The 25,014-nt window shown below is 59.8% G+C and carries 16 protein-coding genes and 1 pseudogene; 10 read left to right on the top strand and 7 right to left on the bottom strand.

Going from position 1 to position 25,014, the window contains the following annotated elements; translation table 11 throughout:
* Nucleotides 1-46 precede the first annotated feature (46 nt).
* From AD664_RS04610 to AD664_RS04595, 4 genes are all read left to right on the top strand, one after another.
* Complete coding sequence (locus AD664_RS04610; protein ID WP_053144697.1) at nucleotides 47-4,291, top strand: calcium-binding protein; 4,245 nt, start codon at nucleotides 47-49, stop codon at nucleotides 4,289-4,291.
* A 1,118-nt stretch (nucleotides 4,292-5,409) separates the two neighbouring features.
* A complete protein-coding gene (locus tag AD664_RS04605; protein WP_042730455.1) occupies nucleotides 5,410-6,030 on the top strand; it encodes a TetR/AcrR family transcriptional regulator in 621 nt (206 codons plus the stop codon).
* A gap of 223 nt (nucleotides 6,031-6,253) precedes the next feature.
* Nucleotides 6,254-7,033 carry a thioesterase family protein gene (locus AD664_RS04600; RefSeq protein WP_053144694.1) on the top strand — a complete coding sequence of 260 codons (780 nt, stop codon included), beginning with the start codon at nucleotides 6,254-6,256 and terminating at the stop codon, nucleotides 7,031-7,033.
* 207 nt (nucleotides 7,034-7,240) lie between these two features.
* Entirely contained in the window at nucleotides 7,241-8,512 is a 1,272-nt protein-coding gene (locus AD664_RS04595) for an OmpP1/FadL family transporter (protein ID WP_053144692.1), read from the top strand.
* A gap of 52 nt (nucleotides 8,513-8,564) precedes the next feature.
* Here the strand turns inward: AD664_RS04595 and AD664_RS04590 are convergent, their stop codons facing one another.
* Nucleotides 8,565-9,350 (bottom strand): SDR family oxidoreductase, encoded by a 786-nt coding sequence (locus tag AD664_RS04590; protein WP_053144690.1) that lies wholly within the window; start codon nucleotides 9,348-9,350, stop codon nucleotides 8,565-8,567.
* A 47-nt stretch (nucleotides 9,351-9,397) separates the two neighbouring features.
* Entirely contained in the window at nucleotides 9,398-10,858 is a 1,461-nt protein-coding gene (locus tag AD664_RS04585; protein WP_053144688.1) for an efflux transporter outer membrane subunit, read from the bottom strand.
* A gap of 220 nt (nucleotides 10,859-11,078) precedes the next feature.
* Here AD664_RS04585 and AD664_RS04580 point away from each other — a divergent pair, with 220 nt between their 5' ends.
* From AD664_RS04580 to fabF, 3 genes are all read left to right on the top strand, one after another.
* Complete coding sequence (locus AD664_RS04580; protein WP_053144687.1) at nucleotides 11,079-12,188, top strand: efflux RND transporter periplasmic adaptor subunit; 1,110 nt, start codon at nucleotides 11,079-11,081, stop codon at nucleotides 12,186-12,188.
* The gene (locus AD664_RS04575; RefSeq protein ID WP_042730449.1) at nucleotides 12,185-15,244 is read left to right on the top strand and encodes an efflux RND transporter permease subunit; all 3,060 of its coding nucleotides are present in this window, start codon (nucleotides 12,185-12,187) and stop codon (nucleotides 15,242-15,244) included. The genes AD664_RS04580 and AD664_RS04575 overlap by 4 nt, the downstream gene beginning before the upstream one ends.
* A gap of 67 nt (nucleotides 15,245-15,311) precedes the next feature.
* Entirely contained in the window at nucleotides 15,312-16,598 is a 1,287-nt protein-coding gene (fabF, locus tag AD664_RS04570) for a beta-ketoacyl-ACP synthase II (RefSeq protein WP_042730448.1), read from the top strand.
* Between the two features lie 331 nt (nucleotides 16,599-16,929).
* Here the strand turns inward: fabF and AD664_RS27475 are convergent, their stop codons facing one another.
* Nucleotides 16,930-17,214 carry a hypothetical protein gene (locus AD664_RS27475; RefSeq protein WP_148049554.1) on the bottom strand — a complete coding sequence of 95 codons (285 nt, stop codon included), beginning with the start codon at nucleotides 17,212-17,214 and terminating at the stop codon, nucleotides 16,930-16,932.
* Nucleotides 17,215-17,504: 290 nt separating this feature from the next.
* On the opposite strand from AD664_RS27475, the gene AD664_RS26830 reads away from it, so the two are divergent.
* Nucleotides 17,505-17,915 (top strand): NUDIX domain-containing protein, encoded by a 411-nt coding sequence (locus AD664_RS26830; RefSeq protein ID WP_083454133.1) that lies wholly within the window; start codon nucleotides 17,505-17,507, stop codon nucleotides 17,913-17,915.
* Between the two features lie 314 nt (nucleotides 17,916-18,229).
* On the opposite strand, the pseudogene AD664_RS27810 reads toward AD664_RS26830, so the two are convergent.
* Nucleotides 18,230-18,452, bottom strand: a pseudogene (locus tag AD664_RS27810) (hypothetical protein).
* Nucleotides 18,453-18,682: 230 nt separating this feature from the next.
* Between AD664_RS27810 and AD664_RS04560 the strand changes: the two are divergent.
* Complete coding sequence (locus AD664_RS04560; RefSeq protein ID WP_083454132.1) at nucleotides 18,683-19,069, top strand: hypothetical protein; 387 nt, start codon at nucleotides 18,683-18,685, stop codon at nucleotides 19,067-19,069.
* 681 nt (nucleotides 19,070-19,750) lie between these two features.
* On the opposite strand, the gene AD664_RS04555 is transcribed toward AD664_RS04560, so the two are convergent.
* Together AD664_RS04555 and AD664_RS04550 are read right to left on the bottom strand one after the other, a co-directional pair.
* A complete protein-coding gene (locus AD664_RS04555) occupies nucleotides 19,751-20,452 on the bottom strand; it encodes an SDR family oxidoreductase (protein WP_042730447.1) in 702 nt (233 codons plus the stop codon).
* 39 nt (nucleotides 20,453-20,491) lie between these two features.
* The gene (locus AD664_RS04550) at nucleotides 20,492-21,769 is read right to left on the bottom strand and encodes a multidrug effflux MFS transporter (protein WP_083454130.1); all 1,278 of its coding nucleotides are present in this window, start codon (nucleotides 21,767-21,769) and stop codon (nucleotides 20,492-20,494) included.
* A gap of 98 nt (nucleotides 21,770-21,867) precedes the next feature.
* Here AD664_RS04550 and AD664_RS26815 point away from each other — a divergent pair, with 98 nt between their 5' ends.
* Nucleotides 21,868-22,953: a MarR family transcriptional regulator gene (locus tag AD664_RS26815; RefSeq protein WP_083454129.1), complete on the top strand. Its 1,086-nt coding sequence runs from the start codon at nucleotides 21,868-21,870 to the stop codon at nucleotides 22,951-22,953.
* Between the two features lie 48 nt (nucleotides 22,954-23,001).
* Here AD664_RS26815 and AD664_RS04540 read toward each other — a convergent pair whose 3' ends face one another.
* Nucleotides 23,002-24,858 (bottom strand): ABC transporter ATP-binding protein, encoded by a 1,857-nt coding sequence (locus AD664_RS04540; protein WP_053144683.1) that lies wholly within the window; start codon nucleotides 24,856-24,858, stop codon nucleotides 23,002-23,004.
* Nucleotides 24,859-25,014 lie beyond the last annotated feature (156 nt).

The raw sequence follows: 25,014 nt of genomic DNA, 5'->3' as shown, positions 1-25,014 counted from the left end.
TGAGCGTGTTGAGTTCGCCGACGGCACGTTCTGGACATGGTCGGACATGGTTGCGGCGGGGCTGAACCAGACGGGCACGGCGGGCGCCGATGCCTTGGTCGGGTTCAATGGCAACGACAACAGTAGCGGTGGCGCTGGAAACGAGACCGTGGGTGGTGGAAACGGGACCAACCAGCTGTTTGGAGATGCCGGAGATGATGTAATCCAGGTCGCCTATAACTCAAGGGACAACATATTGGCCGGTGGGACCGGTAACGATACGTTGACCGGAGGTTACTTCTCAGACACCTATCTGTTCAACTTGGGAGATGGGCAGGACACGATCTCGGAATACGACGCTGGTTTTAGTGGCATCGATACCTTGCGGTTCGGGGCGGGGATTCTGGCTAGCGACATTCAAGCCTACAAGTCAGGCGCTGACGTCGTTTTCATGCACAACAATGGCACTGACCAAGTCAGAATCAAAGGCTGGTTTGACGGGACGACGTCTAGTGCTTCTGTAGTGACGCAGAGCGTTCTTGAGCGTATCGAGTTCGCCGACGGCACAGTGTGGTCATTTTCAGATATTTCCTCCATCAGCTTGGGCCAAGTTGGCACGGAGCTGGGGGATGTGTTGGCTGGCGGTTCGGGGAACGACAACATTCGGGGTGGGGACGGGGATGACATTATCGACGGCGGAGCGGGAGTCAATCGGCTGTACGGCGATGCAGGGGACGACAGTATTCAAGTCGCTTCTAGCTCTAGAGATAACATTTTGGCTGGCGGTACTGGAAAGGACACGCTGAAAGGTGGCTACTTTTCGGACACTTACGTGTTCAATCTGGGTGATGGTCAGGACACGATCACCGAGTACGACGCCGGCAACTCGGCGACTGACACCCTGCGTTTTGGCAGCGGTATTCTCGCCAGTGACATTGTGATGCGTCGTGTTGGCTCTGACTTGGTACTCCTGCACCGTAACGGCTCGGACCAAGTGACGGTCAAAGAAGTCTTTGACCGCGATACTTCCGCTGCCAGTGCCGTAACCTCGACTCTCATCGAGCGTATTGAGTTTGCAGATGGCACAACTTGGACATGGTCGGATATGGTTGCAGCGGGTCTGAGCCAGACGGGGACCGCGGGGGCGGACAACTTGGTTGGTTTCAATGGCAACGACATCATCCATGGAGGAAGTGGAAACGATACCTTGGATGGCGGAGCCGGTACCAACCAACTGTTCGGGGATGCCGGCGATGATGTAATCCAAGTCGCCTATAACTCGAGGGATAACACATTGGCCGGTGGGACCGGTAACGACACATTGACCGGTGGCTACTTTTCGGACACTTACGTATTCAACCTGGGTGATGGCCAGGACACTATCACGGAGTACGACGCCGGCCACTCGGCGATGGACACCCTGCGTTTTGGCAGCGGTATTCTCGCCAGCGACATTGTGATGCGTCGGACTGGTTCTGACTTAATGTTCCTGCACCGTAATGGCTCGGACCAAGTGACGGTTAAGGGGGTGTTTGACCGCAATGGTAGCGATGCGAGCGCTATCACCTCGACCCTCATTGAGCGTGTTGAGTTCGCCGACGGCACGTTCTGGACATGGTCGGACATGGTTGCGGCGGGTCTGAACCAGACGGGCACGGCGGGCGCCGATGCCTTGGTCGGTTTCAATGGCAACGACAACATTCACGCTGGCGCTGGAAACGATACCTTGGATGCCGGGACCGGTACCAACCAGCTGTTTGGAGATGCCGGAGATGATGTAATCCAGGTCGCCTATAACTCAAGGGACAACATATTGGCCGGTGGGACCGGTAACGATACGTTGACCGGAGGTTACTTCTCAGACACCTATCTGTTCAACTTGGGAGATGGGCAGGACACGATCTCGGAATACGACGCTGGTTTTAGTGGCATCGATACCTTGCGGTTCGGGGCGGGGATTCTGGCTAGCGACATTCAAGCCTACAAGTCAGGCGCTGACGTCGTTTTCATGCACAACAATGGCACCGACCAAGTCAGAATCAAAGGCTGGTTTGATGGAACGAGCTCCAGTGCGGCTGCCGTGACTCAGAGTGTACTCGAACGTGTAGAGTTCGCTGATGGAACCTCATGGTCTCTGGCTGATATCGCAACTAAGGGCTTTCGCCAAGTCGGTACAGCCGGGAACGATAGCCTATCGGGGTCGAGCGGTAACGACAGCATCAATGGTGGAGACGGTGATGACCTACTGGATGGCGGATCCGGTACGAATCAGCTATTCGGTGATGCAGGCAATGATGTTATTCAAGTCGCTTACAATTCAAGGAACAACACACTGGCCGGCGGCTCGGGTAACGATGTCTTGACTGGTGGTTATTTCTCGGACACATACGTGTTCAACCTAGGTGATGGTCAGGACACTATCAGCGAGTATGACGGCGGTAACGTAGCGACGGATACTCTACGTTTTGGCAGCGATATTGTCGCCAGCGACATTGTGATACGTCGGACTGGTGCTGACTTAATGTTTCTGCACCGTAACGGCTCGGACCAGCTAATGGTTAAGGGGGTGTTCGACCGCAATGGTAGCGATGCGAGCGCCGTCACCTCGACCCTCATTGAGCGCGTTGAATTCGCAGACGGCACATTCTGGACATGGTCGGATATGGTTGCAGCGGGTCTGAGCCAGACGGGGAACGCGGGGGCGGACAACCTGGTTGGTTTTAATGGCAACGACATCATCCATGGAGGAAGTGGAAACGATACCTTGGATGGCGGAGCCGGTACCAACCAACTGTTCGGGGATGCCGGCGATGATGTAATCCAAGTCGCCTATAACTCGAGGGATAACACCTTGGCCGGTGGGACCGGTAACGATACGTTGTCCGGTGGTTATTTCTCAGACACCTATCTGTTCAACTTGGGTGATGGCCAGGACACGATCTCCGAATACGATCCGGGTTACGGCGGCCTCGACACCTTGCGGTTTGGTTCCGGAGTCCAAGCCAGCGATATCCTCATGCGCAGAACCGGTTTCGACTTGACCTTTCTTCATCGAAACGGGACTGATCAGATAACAGTCAAAGGCTTGTTCGATGGCGTGACCTCGAATACAAGCTCTGTAAGTCAAAGCGTCATCGAACGTGTCGAGTTTGCCGATGGCACGTATTGGACTTGGTCCGACATGGTTGCAACAGGATTGAATCAAACGGGCACGGACAATGCCGACACCATGCTCGGTTGGAATGGTAACGATATTATCTACGGCGGAAGTGGAGACGACACACTAGACGCGGCAGGCGGAACTAACCAACTGTTCGGTGATGCTGGCAACGATTTGATCCAGGTTGCTACGAACTCAAGGGACAACCTCCTGGTTGGCGGCACTGGTAACGATACTCTGACGGGCGGCTACTTCTCAGACACTTATGTGTTCAACCTGGGAGACGGTCAGGACACGATCTCCGAGTACGACCCTGGTTATGGTGGCATCGATACCTTGAGGTTTGGGACAGGGATCCTGGCTAGCGACATCCAAGCTTACAAGTCAGGGGCGGACGTCGTGTTCATGCACAGCAACGGTATAGACCAGGTCAAAGTTAAAGGCTGGTTTGACGGGGCGACGTCGAGTGCTTCTGTGGTGACACAGAGCGTGCTTGAGCGTGTCGAGTTCGCCGACGGTACGTCATGGGCTCTGGCGGATATCGCAGCTAAGGGCCTGCGGCAGGTAGGCACAGCAGGAGCCGATAGCCTGTCGGGCTCCAACGGCAATGACAATATCTATGGCGGTGCTGGTAACGACGTGCTTGACGGCGGAGCCGGTACTAACCGGTTATTCGGTGAGGCTGGGAACGACGTGATTCAGGTGTCTAGCAACTCAAGAGACAACACGTTGTCGGGAGGGGCAGGGGACGACACATTGACCGGCGGATACTTCGCGGATACCTATCTGTTTAACCGCGGCGATGGCCAGGACACTGTCAATGAGTATGATCCAGGCTATGGAATGAGCGATACCTTAGCGCTTGGGACGGATCTTAGCCCTCAAGACCTTTGGTTCCGCAGGAGTGGGTCTGATTTGGAAATAAGCGTCGTTGGCGGAGACGAGAAGCTGACAGTCAGTAACTGGTATCAAGGGGGTGTTTATCACATTGAGGCCATGAAATTGTCTGACGGAAAGACGTTGCTTGATAGTCAAGTTCAGAGTCTGGTCGACACGATGGCTTCGTTTGGTGTGGCTCCAGGTGCTGAAACGACCATTACCACGGATCAGCGAGCTCAGCTTGACTCGGTACTGGCAGCAAACTGGAAGTAAGTTGCCGTAAACGTTCCTTTCACATTGAGCGGTATCTAAATAAGCTGCCCCCGCGCAGGCACGTTGGCGGGGGCAGTTTTTTTGTCCATCGCAAACGTAGCGAGCAGGGTTTCTTCGCTTATGCCAGGACGATGACCGTGGAAAGCGACTAGGGCGTCGATCACTGACGTCAGCGACTCGAAGGATGAGTATCGATTCCCTGATGGCGTCTGCCCCAATATCAGCGTCAACATACCTGCGATGATGTTGAGGTGGGCCGTTTGGGTTCGGCCTCTTAACGTTTCCTCCCGGAAGCTGGGATTCAGGGCACGTTGGGGCGATACGGAAAATCGTAGAGAACCATGAGCTATTCCATAGAGTGCAATGTCCTTATATGGAACTGCACTGTCATAGGCTAGTGAAACAATAAATGCGTTACAGCCGCTACCCCTTTACTCGACCGCTTTCCAGCATGAATTGGGCGACTGATTGAGATCGATAAAATGGCGACATCTGTTTGATCAGTCCGATCGGTAAGCCAGCCCATACGCCTTTCATATGGATATGAGGCGCTCTACCGTGAAATCTGCTGCGCAGCAGCTGACCTCAAAAAAAGTGAGAAACAAAATTTCAAATTGATGCCGTGGCTTAATCGGAAAGCTTCAGATTTTTGTAGTAAAAATCGTAGAGGAGGCCTAAAGCAGGGCGGGCTGGAGGAGCCGCGAAGGCTAGGTGTTACAGGCTCTTTCCCTGAGAGGAAGTCGTCATTGACTTCAAGTATTTGGTATTCCTTACCATATATTGCCGTAGCGCGCGAAGTGGTGTCCCAGCGGCGTCTAATGTGTTGCGTGTGTAATATTTAGTCAATTGTCTGGAAAGAATCAATTGCGAGCTACGCTTTAAATTGATGCGGCTTATTGCGAATTAATTTTTATTTGCGCCAATCTCGATCCGATCGACGGCCGCAGACTTAGTTGGGTCGCTAGGTGGCCGGGCAGACTTAACAGCAGGGTGTGCGGTCGAGCGCAGGGCAACCACTCACCGCATCCCTTATGCAACTGACGAATGGTTACCTTGTGACGGTATTCGTAAGTGGTCACAAGTTGTCATCGCTCGCTGGGATGCGTAAGCTGCTTTCTATGAACCAGTCTCCAGCACCTTCGCCCAGCACTCGCGGCCCTGCCGATCATGACATTCGCGACCAGATTGTCGCGGCGGCCAACGAGCATTTCAGTCAATACGGTTACGCCAAGACCACTGTGTCCGACTTGGCCAAGGCCATCGGCTTTTCCAAGGCGTACATCTATAAGTTCTTCGATTCTAAGCAGGCGATTGGCGAGGCCATTTGCTCCAGTTGTCTTGCGAAGATCGTCGAGGCCGTGGAGGAGGCCATCAACGAGCAAGGGCTCTCTTCGACAGAGCGCTTTCGCCGTCTGGTCAAGACCTTGATCACCACCGGAATCGACCTGTTCTTCAATGATCGCAAGCTCTACGACATTGCCGCATTCTCCGCGTCGGAGCGCTGGCCCAGCTCCCAGGTGTATGACGCACGGATCAAGCAATTCGTGGTGCAGGTGGTGCGCGAAGGGCGTGAAAGCGGTGAGTTCGAGCGCAAGACTCCCCTGGACGAAACCGTTGAAGCGATCCACCTGACCCTCCGACCTTTCGTCAATCCTCTGTTGCTGCAGTACAGCCTCGACCACGTCGAGGTTGCGCCGACGCTGACCGCGAACCTCATCCTGCGCAGCCTGATGCCCTGAACGGAGGGCTGCCGCGCGCAGCCGTCCCAAACCACACCACGTTCCTCGCTTTCGGTAGGTGCCTGACCGAGAAGTCGCTTTTTGTCTGCATGGTGACTATTGACACAATTAGTCACTTGAATAAGTATGGCTTCAACGATCCAGAGATCCCCTCGATACAGCTTCGGCATGTGTTTGCGACGCTCGTGCGGGTTCTCGTTCAGCTCCGTAGGAGAACGTCGATATGACCCGCTTCGCTGAGGTTTTGGCGCAATTTGATCCGGGCGTGCCATTTGTGGCTCCGGCCAATTGGCAGCAAGGTCGAACGATCTTCGGTGGCTTGTCGGCGGCATTGTCGTTGGAGACGGTTTTGCGCGAGCGGCCTGAAGGCTTCCCGCCGTTCAAGTCTGCGCAGGTGTCATTCATTGGGCCCGTCACGCAACCCCAGACATTCCACACAAGCGTGTTGCGCGAAGGGCGATCCGTGACTTCAGTGTCGGTCGACTGCACGTCCGGTGATGAGCTGGCGTTGCGCACGACCTTGCTGTTTGCGCAGCCACGGGCCAGCCGGATTACCCATGAGGCGTGGGGTTGCCCCTTGGTGGAAGGCCCGTCGCGGTACGCCACGCTGGAGCTGGATCGGACCATTGCGCCGGCCTGCGCCTTCAACTTCGAGATGCGACCGGCAGGCGGCTCGCTGCCGGTGTCCGGTGCAAAACATCCTGAGTTATTGATGTGGGTCCGTCATCTGGATGCCCGAGGAGTGGACCCGGCGGTGGCCCTGATCGCCCTCGCGGACAGTTTGCCGCCAGCCGCCATGACCTGTTTCACCGAGCCGGCCGCCATCAGCTCGGCGTCCTGGACAATCGATCTGCCGCAGCCCGCCGTGGCCGGCGAATGGTTTCTTATCAGCTCCTTCAGTCAGCAGGCCTTCGAAGGCTACTCGTTACAGGACATGGAGATCTGGGACGAAAGCGGGCGCCGAGTGCTTTGGGCGCGTCAAACCGTGGCCATTTTTACCTAGGCTCTGTTTGAAAAGTCTTGAGACGAAGATCAGGCAAGGCGAAAACCGGCGAGGAACGGCCGGGGTCGCGCTCGACTTTACTGGAGTAAATGAGCATTCCGAGCCGGTTTTCAACGCAGCATGAACGAGTATCAAGGCTTTTCAGACAGAGCCTAACAGAACAACCAATCGCTCCACCCCTCAGTCAGCGTTCCTAGAGTTCTAATAATGAAAAATAACTTGCTCAAGGCCCCCTTGGGGCTCGCCGTCACCCTTGCCACTTCCCAGGTGTTTGCAAGCGGCTTCGCCCTTAACGAACAGAGTATCAGCGGGATGGGGACGGGATTCGCCGGGCGTTCTTCTTCAGCGGAAGATGCCAGCACGGTCTTCGGTAACCCGGCGGGCATGTCGCGCTTGAAGCACGAGCAGGTCAGCCTCGGCGCAGCGACGCTGTTTGCCAAGAGCGATATCAGCCAGACCCGCGGCACATTCGGCGGCCAGCAAGACGGTGACATGGTGCCAACCACCACGGTGCCGATGGGTTACTACGTCAAGCCGCTGGACGAGCACTGGGCCGTCGGCGTGGGTTTCTACGTGCCGTTTGGCTTGATCACCGATTACGGCAGCGACTTTGCCGGGCGTTACTACGCCAACAAAAGCGAAGTGACGACGCTGACCTTCCAGCCCACTGTCAGCTATGCCTTCAACGACAAGGTGTCGATCGGGTTCGGGCCGACCATCAACCGGATCAGCGGTGAGATCTCCGGAATGGTCCCCAATCCTCTGAGCCCCGGCAGCAACGATGGGAAGCTGAAAAGCAACGGCGACGATACCGCACTCGGCTTCAATGCCGGTCTCCTGGTGCAGGCCACCGACCGGACCCGCCTGGGGCTGACGTATCACTCCAAGGTCAGTTATCACCTGGACGCGAAGTCCAAGCTCACCGGCGGGATTTTCAGCCTCGTCGGGGTCAGCGGGCGTAGTTATGACGCGTCACTGGATGTGGACCTCCCGGAGTCGGTCGATCTCTCCCTCACTCATCAGCTCAATGATGACTGGACCCTTTATCTGGGAAGCACCTGGACGCGCTGGAGTCGCTTCAAGGAACTGACTATCGAGAACTCAGGCTTGCCTGCGCTGTTGAGCGGTGCGCTGGGGACTGTCAGCGAAGAGCAGAACTGGCATGACACCTGGGCCCATGCAATCGGCGCGGCGTACCGGTTCAACGACCAGTGGGTACTGCGCGCTGGCGTGTCGGTGGATCAGTCGCCGGCCAACAACACCAACCGTGGGCCGCGGATTCCTACCGGTGATCGCACCGTACTCAGCTTCGGTGCCGGCTGGACGCCGGTGCAGGATGTGACGATCGACCTGGCTTATTCCTATCTTCAGGAAGAGAGCGTGCGGGTCAGCGAAACCTCGGCGAGCCGTGGTGCGTACAGTGCCAAATACCGCAACAGCGCCAGCGGTTTCGGTACTTCGATCAGCTATCGCTTCTGACGCGACATGCCGTGTGCCGGGCGCCTGCGCGGCGCCCGGCACACGGCGACCTTCATACACCCATGACATTGGCCATCAGACGCTGGTGGAGCCAGCGCGGCGTGGCCCAGGTCAACACCGTGAGCGCCTTGTTGCCGAAACCGGGTACGACACTCATGCGCCCGGCTTGCAGCGCGCGGATGCCGGCGCGAACCACCGGTTGAGGTTGCATCATCACCTTCCTCAGCACCGGCGTGAGTTTCTGGCTGGCGCTTTGGGCAAACCCGGTATCGGACATGCCCGGGCACAGTGCGGTCACGACCACACCATCGTCCTTGAGCTCCTGGTGCAGCGCCTCGGAGAAGCGGAGTACGTAGGCCTTTGCCGCTGAATAGACCGCAAAGTTTTTCACCCCCTGGTAGGACAGCAGGCTGGCGATATGCAGAATGTGCCCGCGACGCCGGGCGCGCATGTCCGCGGCAAAGAGCCGAGTCAGCAGGGTCAGGCTGGCGATGTCGAGGTTGATCATCGCCTGGGACTGGTCGACGGAGTGGTCCAGAAAGGGGCCCTGCAATCCATGGCCGGCGTTGTTGATGAGTACATCGACCACAATACCCTGTTGACCCAGCCGCTTGTGCAGCTCGATGATCGCCGGGACCGAAGACAGGTCGACCTGCTCGACGAGGATCTCGATGCCGAAGCGCTCGCGCAACTGGGCCGACAGCGCTTCAAGCTTGTCCAGCCTGCGGGCTACCAGAACCAGGGATTTTCCCTGGGCTGCGTATTGCCGGGCGAACTCCTCGCCGAAGCCGCTGGAAGCACCCGTGATGAGCACCCAGGAATTGTCGTTGCTTTTCATGTGGCTGGACTCCGGTGGTAAAGAAAGATTGAAAACAACATGTCAGATCATCGACTCGCCACGGGCTGCGGCTGAGGCGCTTGCCAGCCGCCACCGAGGGCCTTGAACGCCGCGACTGCCGCGCGCGCCGCCTCGGTTCGTGCCTGTGCCCGTGCATCGGATGCCTGGAGCAGCGTCTGGTCGGCGTTGAGGACGTCGATCAGGCTGGCCGCACCTTTCTGATAGGCAATAAAGGACGACTGGCGAGCCTCGCTCAGTGACGCTTCGCCTGAAATGAGGGTGGTCGCCTGGGACTCTCGGTTCACCAGGGCGGAGAGCGCGTTCTCGACATCCTCCGTGGCCCGAAGCGCGGATTGGCGGTAGGCCGCCAGTTCTTCAGCTTCCTGCCCCTTGGCCTGGTCGATCTGCGCGTTGATCCGGCCAAAGTCGAACAGCCGCCAGCGCAGTCCCAGTGCGCCAGAAGCCTGGCTGGCGCCGCCGGAGAACAGGTGCCCGGCCGACACGCTGGTGGCACTGCCGAGCAACGCACTGAGGGAAAATTTCGGGTAGTACTCGGCGATGGCTTCCCCGATGCGGGCATTGGAAGCGGCGAGCCGGCGCTCGGCGACGATGAGGTCCGGCCGCCGGCGCAGCAGATCAGCCGGCGTCCCCATTTCGTTGATTTGAGGGGGCAGGGGAATGCTGCCCCTCTCGGCCAATTGCTGGCGATGGGTGCCTGGCGGTGTGCCGAGCATGACATCCAGTGCATTCAGCGCGGCATCCAGGCCAGTCTGCAGCACAGGCACCGTGGCCTGCACTTGAGCGAGCGCGCCCTCGGTCTGGCGGATCTGATAGTGGGCGGCGAGGCCTTTGCTGTAGAGCAGTTGGACTTTCTCGAGTAAGTCCTGCTGGGTCTTGACTTGGCGGTTCGCGATGTCGAGTCGCGCTTGCAGGCCGCGCAGGGTGATGTAGATGTCAGCGGTCTGCGCGGCGACGGCAAGTCTTGTGGCGGCGACACCGACCTCGGAGGCCTGGTAGTCGGCCAATGCGGCTTCGCGTCCGCGTCGCAGGCCACCAAAGAGATCCAGCTCCCAGCTCGCGCTCAGGTCCAGCTCATAGGCATTGCCGTACCGGTCAAAGCCAGGCGTCGAATCGAGCACCCGGCCCAACGGGGTCTCGACCGATTGATAGGCGCGTGCGGCCTGGCCGCTGATGTTTCCCGAGGGCAGCAGGGCGGCATTGGCGGCGCCAAGGCCGGCACGCGCCTGGGCAACGCGCGCCGATGCCTGGGCAAGGTCAAGGTTCTGCTCCAGCGCTTTGGCGGTGAAATCACTCAGTACCGGGTCGCCAAATCCCTCCCACCATGTGGTGAGGCTGGTGGGCGCTGCACCGCGCCTTTGTTCGACAGAGGACTGGCCCAGGAAGCGATCCGAGAGCGCAGTGTCCGGACGCTGGTAATCCGGACCGACCGCGCAGCCGGCCATCAGGCTGGCGCCTACCAACAGAGCAAGGGGGCGGAAGGGAGGCATTGAAGTATCCTTAGGATCAATATTTGTGACCATATTATAGAGTGGTCACAGGCTGTCAATGGATGAGCAACGCGCTCGAACGGATCCAAGACTCCCTGTTTACTTAGGATTACCTAGATGTGAGGTGAACTGAAAATAAAACCTGAAATGGTGACCATTGACAGAATTGGTCACGAGAGCAAGAATGAGCTCCCCGTCCTCTGCTCAATAAAGGGAACCTATGCTCCGGCTCCGACCTGTCACCCTGGCCGCTTGCGTATTGCCTCTCGTCCTCACGGCGTGTGGCGATTCATCCACTGCCACCGATCCCCGCACGCTTGCTCCTCTGGTGAGGGTGGTGCAAGTGCAGGGGGCCTCTACCAGTGCGCGTTCTTTCACCGGCGTCGTGGCCGCCCGGGTTCAGAGTGACCTGGGCTTTCGTGTTTCCGGTAAGGTGCTGGAGCGATTGGTGGATGCGGGCCAGACCGTTAAAAAGGGTCAACCTTTGATGCGCCTGGACCCGATCGACTTGGGCTTGCAGGCGCGGGCCCAGCAAGAAGCGGTCACGGCCGCACGCGCTCGGGCCAAGCAAACCGCGGATGATGAAGCGCGGTATCGTGAGTTGGTGGCCGCCGGCGCGATTTCGGCGTCGGGCTACGACCAGATCAAAGCCGCCGCCGACACCGCCAAGGCCCAGCTCAGCGCTGCCGAGGCGCAGGCCGACGTGGCCCGCAATGCTTCCGGCTACGCGGTGCTCGTCGCCGACGCCGACGGTGTGGTGATGGAAACGCTGGCCGAGCCGGGGCAGGTCGTCAGCCCTGGGCAACCGGTGGTCCGGCTGGCGCGAGCCGGGCAACGCGAAGCCGTCGTGCAGTTGCCGGAAACCCTGCGGCCCGCCGTCGGCTCGAGTGCGCAAGCGACGCTTTATGGCCGCTCCAGCGCAGCTGTCACCGCGAAACTCAGGTTGCTGTCCGATTCGGCAGACCGAGTGACCCGCACCTTCGAAGCGCGCTATGTGCTCGAAGGCGCACTGGCCAACGCACCGCTGGGTTCGACGGTGACGCTGCGCATCGCCGAAGGCGCGGCCCAGGGGCCGGTGATGCAAGTGCCGATCGCGGCGTTGTACGACCTGGGCAATGGCGTAGGCGTGTGGGCCATCGACGGTGAGCCGGCCAAAGTCACCTGGCGAGCGGTGCAGGTCCTGGGCTTGAGCGATGATGCGGCACGCGTCACCGGCCGTATCAATGTCGGCGAGCAGATCATCGGCCTGGGCGCCCATCTGTTGCGTGAGGGTGAGTCCGTCAGGCTGCTGCCACAAACCGATGTGAAGGTCGCCGGGAGCCACCAATGAGCCTCAACCTTTCGGCTCTCGCGGTGCGCGAGCGCTCCATCACGGTCTTTCTGATTTTTCTGATTGCTGTCGCCGGAACCCTGGCCTTCTTCACGCTGGGCCGCGCGGAGGATCCGCCCTTTACCGTCAAGCAACTGACCGTGATCACGGCTTGGCCGGGCGCGACGGCGCAGGAGATGCAGGACCAGGTGGCCGAGCCCCTGGAAAAACGCCTGCAGGAATTGAAATGGTACGACCGCTCGGAAACGTACACCCGTCCCGGCCTGGCGTTCACCATGGTGTCGCTGCTGGACCGCACGCCGCCTTCACAGGTGCAGGAGGAGTTTTATCAGGCGCGCAAGAAACTCGACGACGAAGCCTCCAAGTTACCGACGGGGGTGATCGGGCCGTTAGTCAACGACGAGTACTCGGACGTGACGTTTGCGTTGTTCGCCCTCAAGGCCAAGGGCGAGCCGCAGCGCCTGCTGGCGCGTGATGCCGAGGTTCTGCGCCAGCGCCTGTTGCACGTGGCAGGGGTGAAGAAGGTCAACATTATCGGCGAGCAGGCCGAGCGTATTTTCGTTTCCTTTTCTCACGATCGGCTGGCGACCCTGGGTGTGTCTCCCCAGGATATCTTCGCCGCCCTGAACAGCCAGAACGTGCTGACCCCCGCCGGTTCCATCGAAACCCATGGGCCACAGGTCTTTTTGCGGGTGGATGGCGCCTTCGACAAGTTGGAAAAAATCCGCGACACGCCGTTGGCTATCCAGGGCCGGACCTTGAAACTCTCGGACGTGGCGACGGTGGAACGCGGTTATGAAGATCCGGCGACCTTCCTGGTGCGCAACAATGGCGAAGAAGCGCTGTTGCTGGGCGTGATCATGCGCGAAGGCTGGAACGGCCTGGACCTGGGCAAGGCGCTCGACGCCGAGACCAGCAAGATCAATGAAGGTATGCCGCTGGGCATGACGCTGACCAAGGTCACCGACCAGGCGGTCAACATCAGCTCGGCGGTCGACGAGTTCATGGTCAAGTTCTTCGTCGCCTTGCTGGTGGTGATGGTCGTGTGCTTTATCAGCATGGGTTGGCACGTCGGGATCGTGGTCGCGGCGGCCGTGCCCCTGACCCTGGCCATCGTGTTTGTGGTGATGGCGGCCACCGGCAAGAACTTCGACCGGATCACCCTTGGCTCGCTGATCCTGGCCCTCGGGTTGCTGGTGGACGACGCCATCATCGCCATCGAAATGATGGTGGTGAAAATGGAGGAGGGCTACGACCGGATCAAGGCCTCCGCGTATGCCTGGAGCCACACGGCCGCGCCGATGCTCTCCGGTACGCTGGTGACGGCGATCGGCTTCATGCCCAACGGCTTTGCCCAGTCCACTGCCGGCGAATACACCAGCAACATGTTCTGGATCGTCGGCATCGCGCTGATCGCCTCCTGGGTCGTCGCGGTGGCGTTCACTCCTTACCTGGGGGTGAAAATGTTGCCGGACATCAAAAAGGTCGAAGGCGGGCACGCAGCCATCTACGACACGCCACGCTACAACCGCTTTCGTCGCATCCTGGCGCGGGTGATCGCGCGTAAATGGCTGGTGGCCGGCACGGTCATCACCCTGTTTGCCGTGTCCATCCTGGGCATGGGCCAGGTGAAGAAACAGTTCTTCCCGACCTCCGACCGCCCCGAGGTGATGATCGAAGTGCAGATGCCCTATGGCACTTCCATCGAGCAGACCAGCGCCACCACCGCCAAGGTCGAAGCGTGGCTGCAGAAGCAGGCGGAAGCCAAGATCATCACCGCTTACGTCGGGCAGGGGGCGCCGCGTTTCTTCCTGGCGATCGCGCCGGAGCTGCCGGATCCATCGTTCGCCAAGATCGTGGTGCTGACAGACGATCAGCAAGCCCGGGAAACCCTCAAGTTCCGGCTGCGCGAAGCGGTGGCCGAAGGGCTCGCTCCAGAGGCTCGGGTCAGGGCCACGCAGATCGTATTCGGTCCGTACTCACCGTTCCCGGTGGCGTACCGGGTGATGGGGCCTGACCCGTCGAAACTGCGGGAGATCGCCAGTCGCGTCCAGGACGTCATGCAAACCAGCCCGCTAATGAGGACCGTCAACACCGACTGGGGGCCGCTGACGCCGACGCTGCACTTCAACCTGGACCAGGATCGTTTGCAGGCGGTCGGGCTGACCTCCAGCGCCGTTGCCCAGCAACTGCAATTCCTGCTGGCGGGCGTGCCGATCACGGCGGTGCGCGAGGACATCCGCTCGGTGCAGGTGGTCGGTCGGGCCGCGGGGGACATCCGCCTCGATCCGGCCAGGATCGAAGGCTTTACCCTGGTAGGGGCCACGGGCCAACGCATTCCCCTGTCCCAGGTCGGCGAGGTCGATGTACGCATGGAAGACCCGATCCTGCGACGGCGTGACCGCACGCCCACCATCACCGTGCGCGGCGACATCGCCGAAGGCTTGCAGCCGCCGGACGTGTCGAGCGCGATCATCAAGCAATTGCAGCCGATCATCGACACGCTGCCCCAGGGTTACCGGATCGAGCAGGCCGGGGCCATCGAGGAATCGGGCAAGGCCGGCAAGGCGATCGTGCCGCTGGTGCCGATCATGATTGCCCTGACGCTGCTGATCATCATCATCCAGGTGCGTTCGATCTCGGCGATGATCATGGTGTTTTTCACAGCGCCCCTGGGGTTGATTGGCGTGGTGCCGACCTTGCTGATTTTCCATCAGCCGTTCGGCATCAACGCGCTGGTCGGGCTGATCGCGCTGTCGGGCATCCTGATGCGCAACACGCTGATCCTGATCGGGCAGATCCACCACAACGCGCAGGAAGGGCTGGATCCGTTCAACGCCGTCATCGAGGCCACGGTCCAGCGTGCACGCCCGGTGTTGTTGACGGCCCTGGCGGCGATCCTGGCGTTCATTCCGCTGACGCACTCGGTCTTCTGGGGCACGCTGGCCTACACGCTGATCGGCGGTACGTTCGTCGGCACCATCATGACGCTGGTGTTCCTGCCGGCGATGTATTCCATCTGGTTCAAGATCCGTCCCGGTCATCCGGCGCAATGAAGCAGGCTGCGGCCAGTGTGCGTCAGGCTGGTGAAGGGCGGGTCGATTGAAAAACGAAGAGGTGCTTATGTTGAGTCCCACAGGTCAGAAGCGAATCGTCGTCACCGGTGTCGGCCTCGTCAGCCCATTGGGTTGTGGGGTGGAGGAGGCCTGGCGACGGTTGTTGGCCGGCCAGTCCGGCATCCGTCGGCTGGCTGACGCCATCACCGAAGGCACGGGAGTTGCCGTGGGCGGCCAAGTGCCGTCGCTGGAAGATGATGCCGTCGCCGGCTATGCCCCGGAACGAGTGATTTCGGCCAAGGACCGCAAGAAGATGGACCGCTTCATTGAGTTCGCCCTGGTGGCTGCCGATGAAGCGCTGGCGCAAGCGGGCTGGCACCCGACTAGCAGCGAGCAGCAGGAGCGCACCGCGACGATCATCGCGTCGGGTGTGGGTGGCTTCGGCGCCATTGCCGACGCCGTCCGCACCACGGATGCCCGCGGGCCGCGTCGCTTGTCACCGTTCACCGCGCCGGCGTTCCTGGCCAACATGGCCGCGGGGCACGTGTCCATCCGGCACGGTTTCAAAGGCCCGCTCGGTGCACCTGTCACGGCGTGTGCGGCCGGCGTGCAGGCGATCGGTGACGCGGCGCGGCTGATCCGCAGCGGTGAGGCGGACGTCGCCCTGTGCGGCGGCACCGAGGCGGCGATCGATCGTGTGACCCTGGGGTGCTTTGCGGCGGCCCGGGCGCTGTCCACCGGCTTCGCCGAGCATCCGCAGCAAGCGTCGCGGCCCTTTGATCGGGATCGGGATGGGTTCGTCATGGCCGAAGGGGCCGGGGTGCTGGTGATCGAATCCCTGGAGCATGCCCTGGCCCGTGGGGCCACGCCGTTGGCGGAACTGGTCGGCTATGGCACCAGCGCCGATGCCTACCACCTGACGGCTGGCCCGGAAGACGGCAACGGCGCCCGGCGCGCCATGGAACAGGCGCTGCGTCAGGCGGCTGTCAGCCCTGCGGACGTGCAGCACATCAACGCCCACGCCACGTCCACTCAAGTCGGCGACAGCGGCGAACTCGCGGCGATTAGCGCGGTGTTCGGGCGCGATCGCGGCGTGGCGATCACCTCCACCAAATCCGCGACCGGGCATTTGCTGGGCGCGGCCGGGGGGATCGAAGCGGTTTTCACGGTGCTGGCCCTGCGCGACCAGATCGTGCCGCCCACGCTGAACCTGCATCACCCCGACGAAGCGGCCGAGGGGCTGGACCTGGTCGGCCTGAGCGCGCGAAAAATGCCGATCACTCATGCGCTGTCCAACGGCTTCGGCTTTGGCGGCGTCAACGCCAGCTTGTTGCTGCGGCGCTGGGATGCTTGATGTTCCAGTGAGCTGTTAGCGTGGGAACGTTTGCCGGGGGGAAAGTGGACTTTCCCCCCCCGGCAGCCCGCATTCGCGCCCTTAAGCAATCGGCCTAAGGTAGACGCCGTTGCTCAGGTTCTGCTTGAGTTGGTTGCTCGTCTCATCGGCCAATACCTCTGGCTGATCATTGATGACGCCCTCCAGCACGCGCTGGACGACATCGTGGGCCGAGGCCTCGTGTCATGTCCGTGTCCACGAAGGCGACATGCACGCCGACCACCAGCGGTAAAGGGACGGATTTATTTACCGAGGCAGCGGACAATATGAATCTGTCCCTCTGTTTTGCTTCTTAGGTTTTGGAGCCGTGAAGAAGAAAAACACGGCTACCCAACGGTATATCTGTCTTCTGAATGTCACCCGCTATGCTAAACGGGTCGTGAAGACGTTGCTTGCCCCCACGAACCCACATCAGATTTTGTAGGGTGGTTTCGATTCTGGCCCCCATTGGTGTTTCAATAACAAGTGCCACGCTTGAACGTACCGGGTGCGGAAAGTCATGAGGGATGCCAGGGCAAATCACGCAACCGATACCATTGACTTCGAAGATTTCTTCAACTTCGCAGATCAAATGCATGTAATGAAGACCTACGTGAGGGGACTCCATATCCTAACCTATCGTTCGCCTAGCCGATTCAGGGGTTTTGAGGTCGTCAGCTTTCGGCCAGAAGCGAACAGTGAAGTCCCTAACCTAATGCACCTGCCATCTTGACTCGCGGATAAACAGGAATAGCCACGTTATGAAAATTGTTGGTAAGCGGACGGTAAACACACCTTGCGAATCTTTCGTCCTCTCCGGTTTCGATGACAGCTTGCTTCGCTTATGCTTCCCGGCTCACGCGTAAGGATTGGGGTAGGTGTGACGGCATGGAAGCAGATAAATCTTGTCCTGTAGTTCTGCGAGTCCGCGAAACGCTTGAAATCTTAGCGTTCGAGCATCCATTAGCAGGCTTTCAGCTGGTCAAAGGCAGTGTCGAGCCAGGTGAGTCAGCCGACCTGGCTGCGGTTCGAGAGCTGAAAGAAGAAGCAGGGATTCATTCGACAGTTGGGCGACATTTGGGGGAGCGGCGCTCCATCGTAACTGGACAAACATGGGCATTTCATGAATGTCATGAAGCCCAAGACCTTCCAGATACTTGGGTGCATTTTGCAGAAGATGATGGAGGCCATGAATTCAGATTCTTTTGGCATCCTCTCGTGAGCGAGCCCTCTGAGAGTTGGCATCAGGTTTTCAGGGATGCTTTGAGCTTTCTTCGGAAAAGGCTCACTGAAGCCTAAGTGCGCTTACAGCTTTTCCTGGGGTGGTCAGGCCGGCATCCACTACTGTGGTTCCAGCTCTGACCATAAAGGACTGCGTCTGATACCGGCCATCAACGTTCCGTAGTCTTCAAACTTGCTGACGTTTACTTCAACCTGACTCTTCCACGTCGCCTCACATTCTTCGCACACCCAAAGTGAGATTTTTCTAGAGCGGATAAGCATTGCTCGTATGTATCCTTGGTGGCATCTTTGGCGTTCGACCAGCATGTTAATAATCTCTAGTAGAACTCGGTGCAATCCAATCCCACCGGTTGTTCTTGGCCGGTCGTCGGCTACTGCCTGATGTTGAACATTCGGGAGATCAAGGCTGTAGCTTTTTGACCGCCAGCGTCATATAGACCAGTCAGCAATCTCTGATCCGTGAGCTTATGAAGGTTGAAAAAAATTGTAGAAGGCTTGACCGAGCCTCTGTTGTTGGAAGGCGTCTTGATTCCATTGGATCAGAAACTCATCGTAAGCAGCTTTTTCGATTTCCAATGCTGCATGGCTTTCCATATGCACCTCCCGTGGCTATAAGCGATTTCAGAGCGTACCCAGCCGGTTTGGTTGGTGCAAGGAATGACGGCTGCTAACCCGAAACGGACATTGCCTGGATTTGAAGTTGACCGTCAATGAAACCGTATTGCAGCATGGCATTGAACATGTGGCCGCTGTGCGGCCACTCTGTTGGATAGAGAGCTTATGAGTGTTGCAAGCATACCTTCGTACCTAACCGGAAGAAGCTCATGATCAGGATGTTACCGAAGAATGAACTCGAGAAACTTTCGATGAAAGCTGGCGCAGAGGGTTTAACCCTGAGTGATATTGCCGCCACTTGTGAGGAATTTGATGTCACACCGCAAGATGTGCTGAACGAGCTGTCCGTTGCGGTTGCAGAAGGTTATCTACAGGGATCTTTGATCTACGATTTTTGCGATGACGTCATGAACGGGATCGTGAATGCCGTGGTTGAGGTGGGTATGACCAACGAAATGCCTCAGCCTGCTTTCTCGCTTTATCAAGCGTTCGATCAAGGCGAGTGGATCCGTAGTAGCGACCCGCCTGAGACTGACCCCAGTGAGAAAAACACGAAGCCGTTGGTCCGAGAAATATTACGTGCCCTTAGAGGCTAGCTCTCACAAATTGAGAGTTTTCGCTCTTTGGCTGGAAGCAGGTGCGGATCGGGCGGCCGTTTTCAGCCTGCCTTGACTGATAGCGCTCGCCAGGCAGTCATTCGAACAACTCTCTCTCTGATCTGTAAGAGGTATCGACCGAGGTTATGACACTTGTGAAAGGGAATTTTATAAAGTTGACTCACGTCGATTCTACAAAGGCTTTGTACGTCGATTGGATAAATGTTCGTGATGCAGTGCCAGGAGATATTGCAGTCGTCAAAGAAACATTTAACACGGACTCCGGAATCATCGTCCGCCTATCATGCGAGCCTCGATCGGGCTTTCAAGAGTGGTGCGCCACCTTTCATGAAGCAGATCTGACCTACGAGTTATTGCTCATAAAATCAGGCCCAGATGATTAAGTTTAAAAGGCCGCTTGGGTTGCAGGCGGTCGTTCATAAACGTTTGTCTCTGACCGGTTTCTGCCGTCATGGCTGATAAATGCGCTGGCCAATCCGCCGTGTTTGGTCGATTGTTGGACCAGTTCTCATACGAGGTATTCGCGCTTTGCAGGTAGTCAGATGGTGATTCGCGATTTGTTCCATCCCCGGGGAGGCTTTCGATTTCCTCAAAAAGCCAGACTGATAGAGTGTTTACCAGGGGGAGGTGGGCTCCCCCCGGCAGCCCGCATTCGCGCCCTTAAGCAATCGGCCTAAGGTAGACGCCGTTGCTCAGGTTCTGCTTGAGTTGGTTGCTCGTCTCATCGGCCAATACCTCTGGCTGATCATTGATGACGCCCTCCAGCACACGCTGGACGACGTCGTGGGGCGAGGCCTTTGGCACGCCTTCGAGGCCTCGTGTCATGTCGGTGTCGACGAACGCGACATGCACGCCGACCACCAGGGTGCCCTGGCTCGCCAGTTGCAAACGCAAGCCGTTGGTCAATGACCACACGGCGGCCTTGCTCGCCGAATACGTGACCGTGTTGGGCAGGTTGACCCAGCTCAGGGCCGAATGCATGTTGACGATCGCACCGCCACCGTTCGCGGCCAGGATCGGTGCGAAGGCAAGGCTGGTGGCCAGCGGCGCGACGGCGTTGGTCTCGAACTCCTGGCGAAGGTTCTCCAGGCTGATGTTAGCTTTCGATTGGTTGCCGTGGATGCCAGCGTTGTTGATCAGCAGCGTCAGGTCTTGCACGCTCTCGACCGCCGCGGCGATGTCTTCAGGGCGCGTGACGTCGAGTTTCAGTGGCACCACGTTCGGTTGGGCTTCGACGGTGGCGGGGTCGCGGACCGCGGCATACACCTTGGTGGCGCCTGCTGCGAGAAGGGCCTGCACGAACGCCTTGCCCAAGCCACGATTGGCGCCGGTGACCAGGGCCACACTGCCTTTGATTTGCATGTTGAATCTCCAGGTGTTGACGAAAGAGAAAGCGAGGCATCAGCCCCGCAGGGGTTGTTTGACGAGGCTGCCTCGCAGGACGAACAGGACCAGGGCAATCAGGCACGCCGTGACCTGAATGCCTCCCAGTGCCGTGACCGGCGCAAAAGGCAGGGCCGAGGCCAGCCAGGTGGTCAGTGCGGCGGCGGCCATGGAGACAAAGCCCAGCAGTGCCGACGCCATTCCGGCCTCCTTGCCGAAAGGCCCCATGGCGATGGCCGTGCCCAGCGGATTGGCCAGCCCCATGCCCCAAAGAAAGGTGATCATGGACAGGGCGTAGCCACCCAGGCTTGGATTGGCCGGGCCCACCAGCAGCAAGGCCCCGCCAGCCATGGCGCAGATGATTCCCAGCAATGCGATGATCGCCGCGCCATGGCGGTGAGCCAGGCGCGGCGCTGCCATGCCCGCCGCGAACACCACGAACACCGTGGAGGCGAAGTACAGGCCGGTCTGCAGCGACGTCAGGCCCAGGCCTTTCATCAGGATGGCCGGGGCCGCGGCGAACGAGGCGAACAGGCCGCTCATCAAAAGGCTCATGGAAACGGCCGGCAGGATGAAGCGCTTGTCCAGGGCCAGGCGCCGATAGGCGAGCAGCACGCTCCTGGCCGAATGCGGTGCCCGCCGGTCAGCGGGGTGGGTTTCGCCAAGGCCGCGGACATAGAAGAGGGCGAGGGCGATGCCTGCCAGCCCCACCAGGATGAAAATGGCACGCCAGCCGAGGGTGTCGGTCAGCACACTGCCTGCCAGCGGCGAAAACCCCGGTGCGGCAGCCGTGGCGACCATGGTCAACGACAGCGCGCGGGCGAGGGTCTCGCCCTCGAACAGGTCGCGTGCAATCGCCCTGGACAGGACCGAGGTGGCGCACACGCCCAGCGCCTGGACCACGCGCCCGGCGATCATGACCTCCAGGGTCGGCGCGAAACCTGCGATGACGGTGCCAACGACAAAGATGCACAGCCCGCCCAACACCAGCTTCTGGCGCCCGTAACGGTCGGCGAGCGGGCCGACGATCAACTGGCCGAGCGCGAACGTGATGAAGAAACTGGAGAGGGTCAGCCCCAGCTCGCGGGTGGTCACCCCGAGTTCGTCGCCGATGGCTGGAAATGCCGGCAGAATGATGTTGGTGGAGAGCATGCCGATGGCGGCCAGGCCTGCCAGCAGCGCCACGGTCCGCCCGGTCAGGGGCTGAAGTGCCTGGGTGGAGTCGCTTACGGAAGTCGTCATCCCTTTAAGCCTGTTGATCGAAGCGGTTGTGGTGAGCGACCCGAAGACAAAGATCAGCCAACAAGGTCGTTGTTATGTATGATGGTCATCATATTTAGCGGCAAGCATGATGATCATCATGCAATCCGTCAAGCACAAAAACGGAGGTTTCCATGAGGTATTCCTCGGACCAGACAGCAGAGCGCTACGAGAGCATTGTTGAAGAAGCGTCTCGGCTGTTTCGTGCCAAGGGTGTTGCCGGGGCGAGCATTGCCGAGGTGATGAAGGCGTCAGGGCTGACCCATGGTGCGTTTTATGCGCACTTCGACTCGAAGGAAGTGTTGGCGTGCGCCAGCCTCGAACGGGCGATGGATCAGTTGGCGCAGAAGCTGCGCGAGACCTTGTCGAACAGTGACGTGCCCAAGCAGGCGTTCCTGGCCATGTACCTTGCCGAGTCGCACCGGGACCACCCGGAAACCGGCTGCGCTATGCCCGCGCTGGCGATTGACGTGGCGCGTGAGCCCGGCATGCGCCGCTCCTTTACTCAGCGGGTGGCGCGCATGGTCGAGACGTTGAAGTCCGGCCTGCCATGGCGGCCTGGCCGCTCCCGGGAAGACCAGGCCACCAGCTTTGTCGCCTCGATAGTGGGGGCGATGGTGCTGGCCCGAGCGGTCGACGATCAGGCATTTTCCGCACGCATCCTGCGGGCGACCCATGAAGAACTGCTCGCCGCTGATCGGCAGGCGCAGGAGCCCACAACATCGGCGCCAGTTGAGGAAAGCAATGATGCTTACAAGCAACCTGTCGCAACAATATCTAGTAAGCTAGATAATGTTGAGCGACAGGCGTCAGCAACCGGACTCGACGGCCATCTGTCGTTCGCCTTGTACAGCGCTTCGAATCGGATGATGCGCCTCCACAAGCCCTTGCTGGATCCCTTGGGCCTGACGTTCCCGCAGTACCTGGCGATGCTGGAGCTGTTCAATGACGCCCCCAGGACCGTGGGCGACCTCGGCGCCAGGCTCGGCATGGACACCGGAACCATCACCCCCTTGCTCAAGCGCTTGGAGACGTCGGGCAGGGTGACACGCACGCGGGACAAGGACGATGAGCGTCGAGTGCTGATTGCGCTGACCGATGCCGGCGAGGCCTTGCGCGAAGAGCTCCTGGCGGTCGGCCAGGCGATCGAGGCGGCTTGCCCGCTCAACCGGGAGGCGCGGCAGGCGCTGGCGGCGTTTGCGCGAGGGGCGGGCGAATAGCGTCCCAGGCTATAGGGCCGGGCGCCGTGAAGGGCGCCCGGCCCGTGATTACATCGCCTCGGCCTCGGTCAGCCCCTGGTCTTCACCGAGGAACCCGCCACTCTGGTGCTGCCACAGCCGGGCGTAGGTGCCGTTCCTGGCGAGCAGTTCGGCATGGGTGCCTTGCTCGATGATGCGTCCGTCATCCATGACGATGAGCCGGTCCATGGCCGCGATTGTCGAGAGGCGGTGAGCGATGGCGATGACGGTCTTGCCTTCCATCATTTCATCGAGACTTTCCTGGATGGCGACTTCGACTTCCGAGTCGAGGGCGCTGGTGGCTTCGTCCAGCAACAGGATCGGCGCGTTCTTGAGCATCACCCGGGCGATGGCAATGCGTTGGCGCTGGCCACCGGAAAGCTTGATGCCACGTTCGCCCACCAAGGTGTCGTAGCCGGTGTGGCCCTGGCGGTCGCTCAGTTGTTGGATGAACCCGTCGGCCTGGGCGTTCACCGCGGCCTGGTGGATCTGTTCGTCGGTCGCGTCCGGGCGGCCATAGGCGATGTTGTCACGGATGGAGCGGTGCAGCAGGGACGTGTCCTGGGTGACCATGCCGATGGCGCTGCGCAGGCTGTCCTGGGTCACCTTGGCGATGTTTTGCCCGTCGATGCGAATCTCGCCGCTGTCCACGTCGTAGAAGCGCAGCAACAGGTTGATCAGCGTCGACTTGCCGGCACCGGAGCGGCCCACCAGGCCGATCTTCTCGCCCGGGCGGATACTCAGGCTCAAGCCATCGAGCACCTGGCGCTCGCCGCTGTAGTTGAAGCTCACGTTGTCGAACGTAACCGCGCCGCCAGCAGGGACCAGCACGCTGGCGTCAGGCGCGTCCTGGACCTTGGGCCCCCGGGTGAGGGTTTCCATGCCGTCCTGCACGGTGCCGATGCTTTCGAACAGCGAGGTCATCTGCCACATGATCCAATGCGACATGCCATTGATCCGCAGTGCCATGGCCGTGATCGCCGCCACCGCGCCGGTGCCGACTTCACCTTGGTGCCACAGCCACAAGGCATAGCCGCCCGCGCCGATGATCAGCGCCACCACCAGGGCCTGATTGACGATCTCGAATTGGCTGACCAGGCGCATCTGGCGAAAGCCCGTCTGCTTGAAATCTTCCATGGCCGCCCGCGCGAAGTGCGCCTCGCGCTTGGAGTGGGAGAACAGCTTCACGGTGGTGATGTTGGTGTAGGCGTCCGAGATGCGTCCGGTCATCGACGACCGTGCGTGGGCCTGTTCCTGGCCGACCTGTCCCAGGCGCGGCACGAAATACAGCATGGCGAGCCCGAACAGCACGATCCAGGCAATGAACGGCAGCATCAGCTTCAGGGCGAAACCGCCGGCCAGGGCAATGATCGCAATGAAGTACACGCCAATCCCGGGGGCGATCTCGATGACGGTGAACAACACTTCGCGCACCGCCAGCGCTGTCTGCATCACCTTGGTCGTGACCCGGCCGGAGAACTCATCGGAAAAGAACGAAAGGCTTTGCCGCAGCATCAGCCGGTGAAAGTCCCAGCGCAACCGCAGCGGCAGATTGATCGCCAACACCTGGTGCTGGACCATGGTCCGCAACGCCACCAGCCCGATGCTGGTGACCAGTACGATGCCAATCCCCCATAGCACACGGCTCTCCTGGCCCTGTGCATCGCCACCGGCCTGCCAGGTCGAAAGCAGGTCCACGACCTGCCCGAGAAACGAGAACAGCCAGGCTTCGTAAATCGACACGCCGGCGCTCAACAGCGCGAACACAAGGATGTAACCGCGGGCACCCCGCGTGCAGGCCCACAGGAAGCGGGTCAGGCCGACCGGGGGCGGGGGCGCTTCATCAGGTGGGAAAGGGTCGAGTCTTCGTTCGAACACACGAAGCATTGTGGCCTCCGAAAGGATCAAGTCGGGGGTGATTGTCCCATGTTACGTCTGCCTTGAGGGGCGTACGGCCTGATGTTCTGTGAGCCGGGCAAGCCGCGCCCATGTCCAGCCGCTTGAACGCCCCCTGCAAGTCATCTCTGACAACAGCATCGCGAG

Source organism: Pseudomonas sp. P97.38 (genome assembly GCF_001269745.1).
GTDB classification, from domain to species: Bacteria; Pseudomonadota; Gammaproteobacteria; order Pseudomonadales; family Pseudomonadaceae; genus Aquipseudomonas; species Aquipseudomonas chlororaphis_E.
Note: the sequence above shows the minus strand (reverse complement) of the source record. Positions and strands in the feature narration are given on the sequence as shown.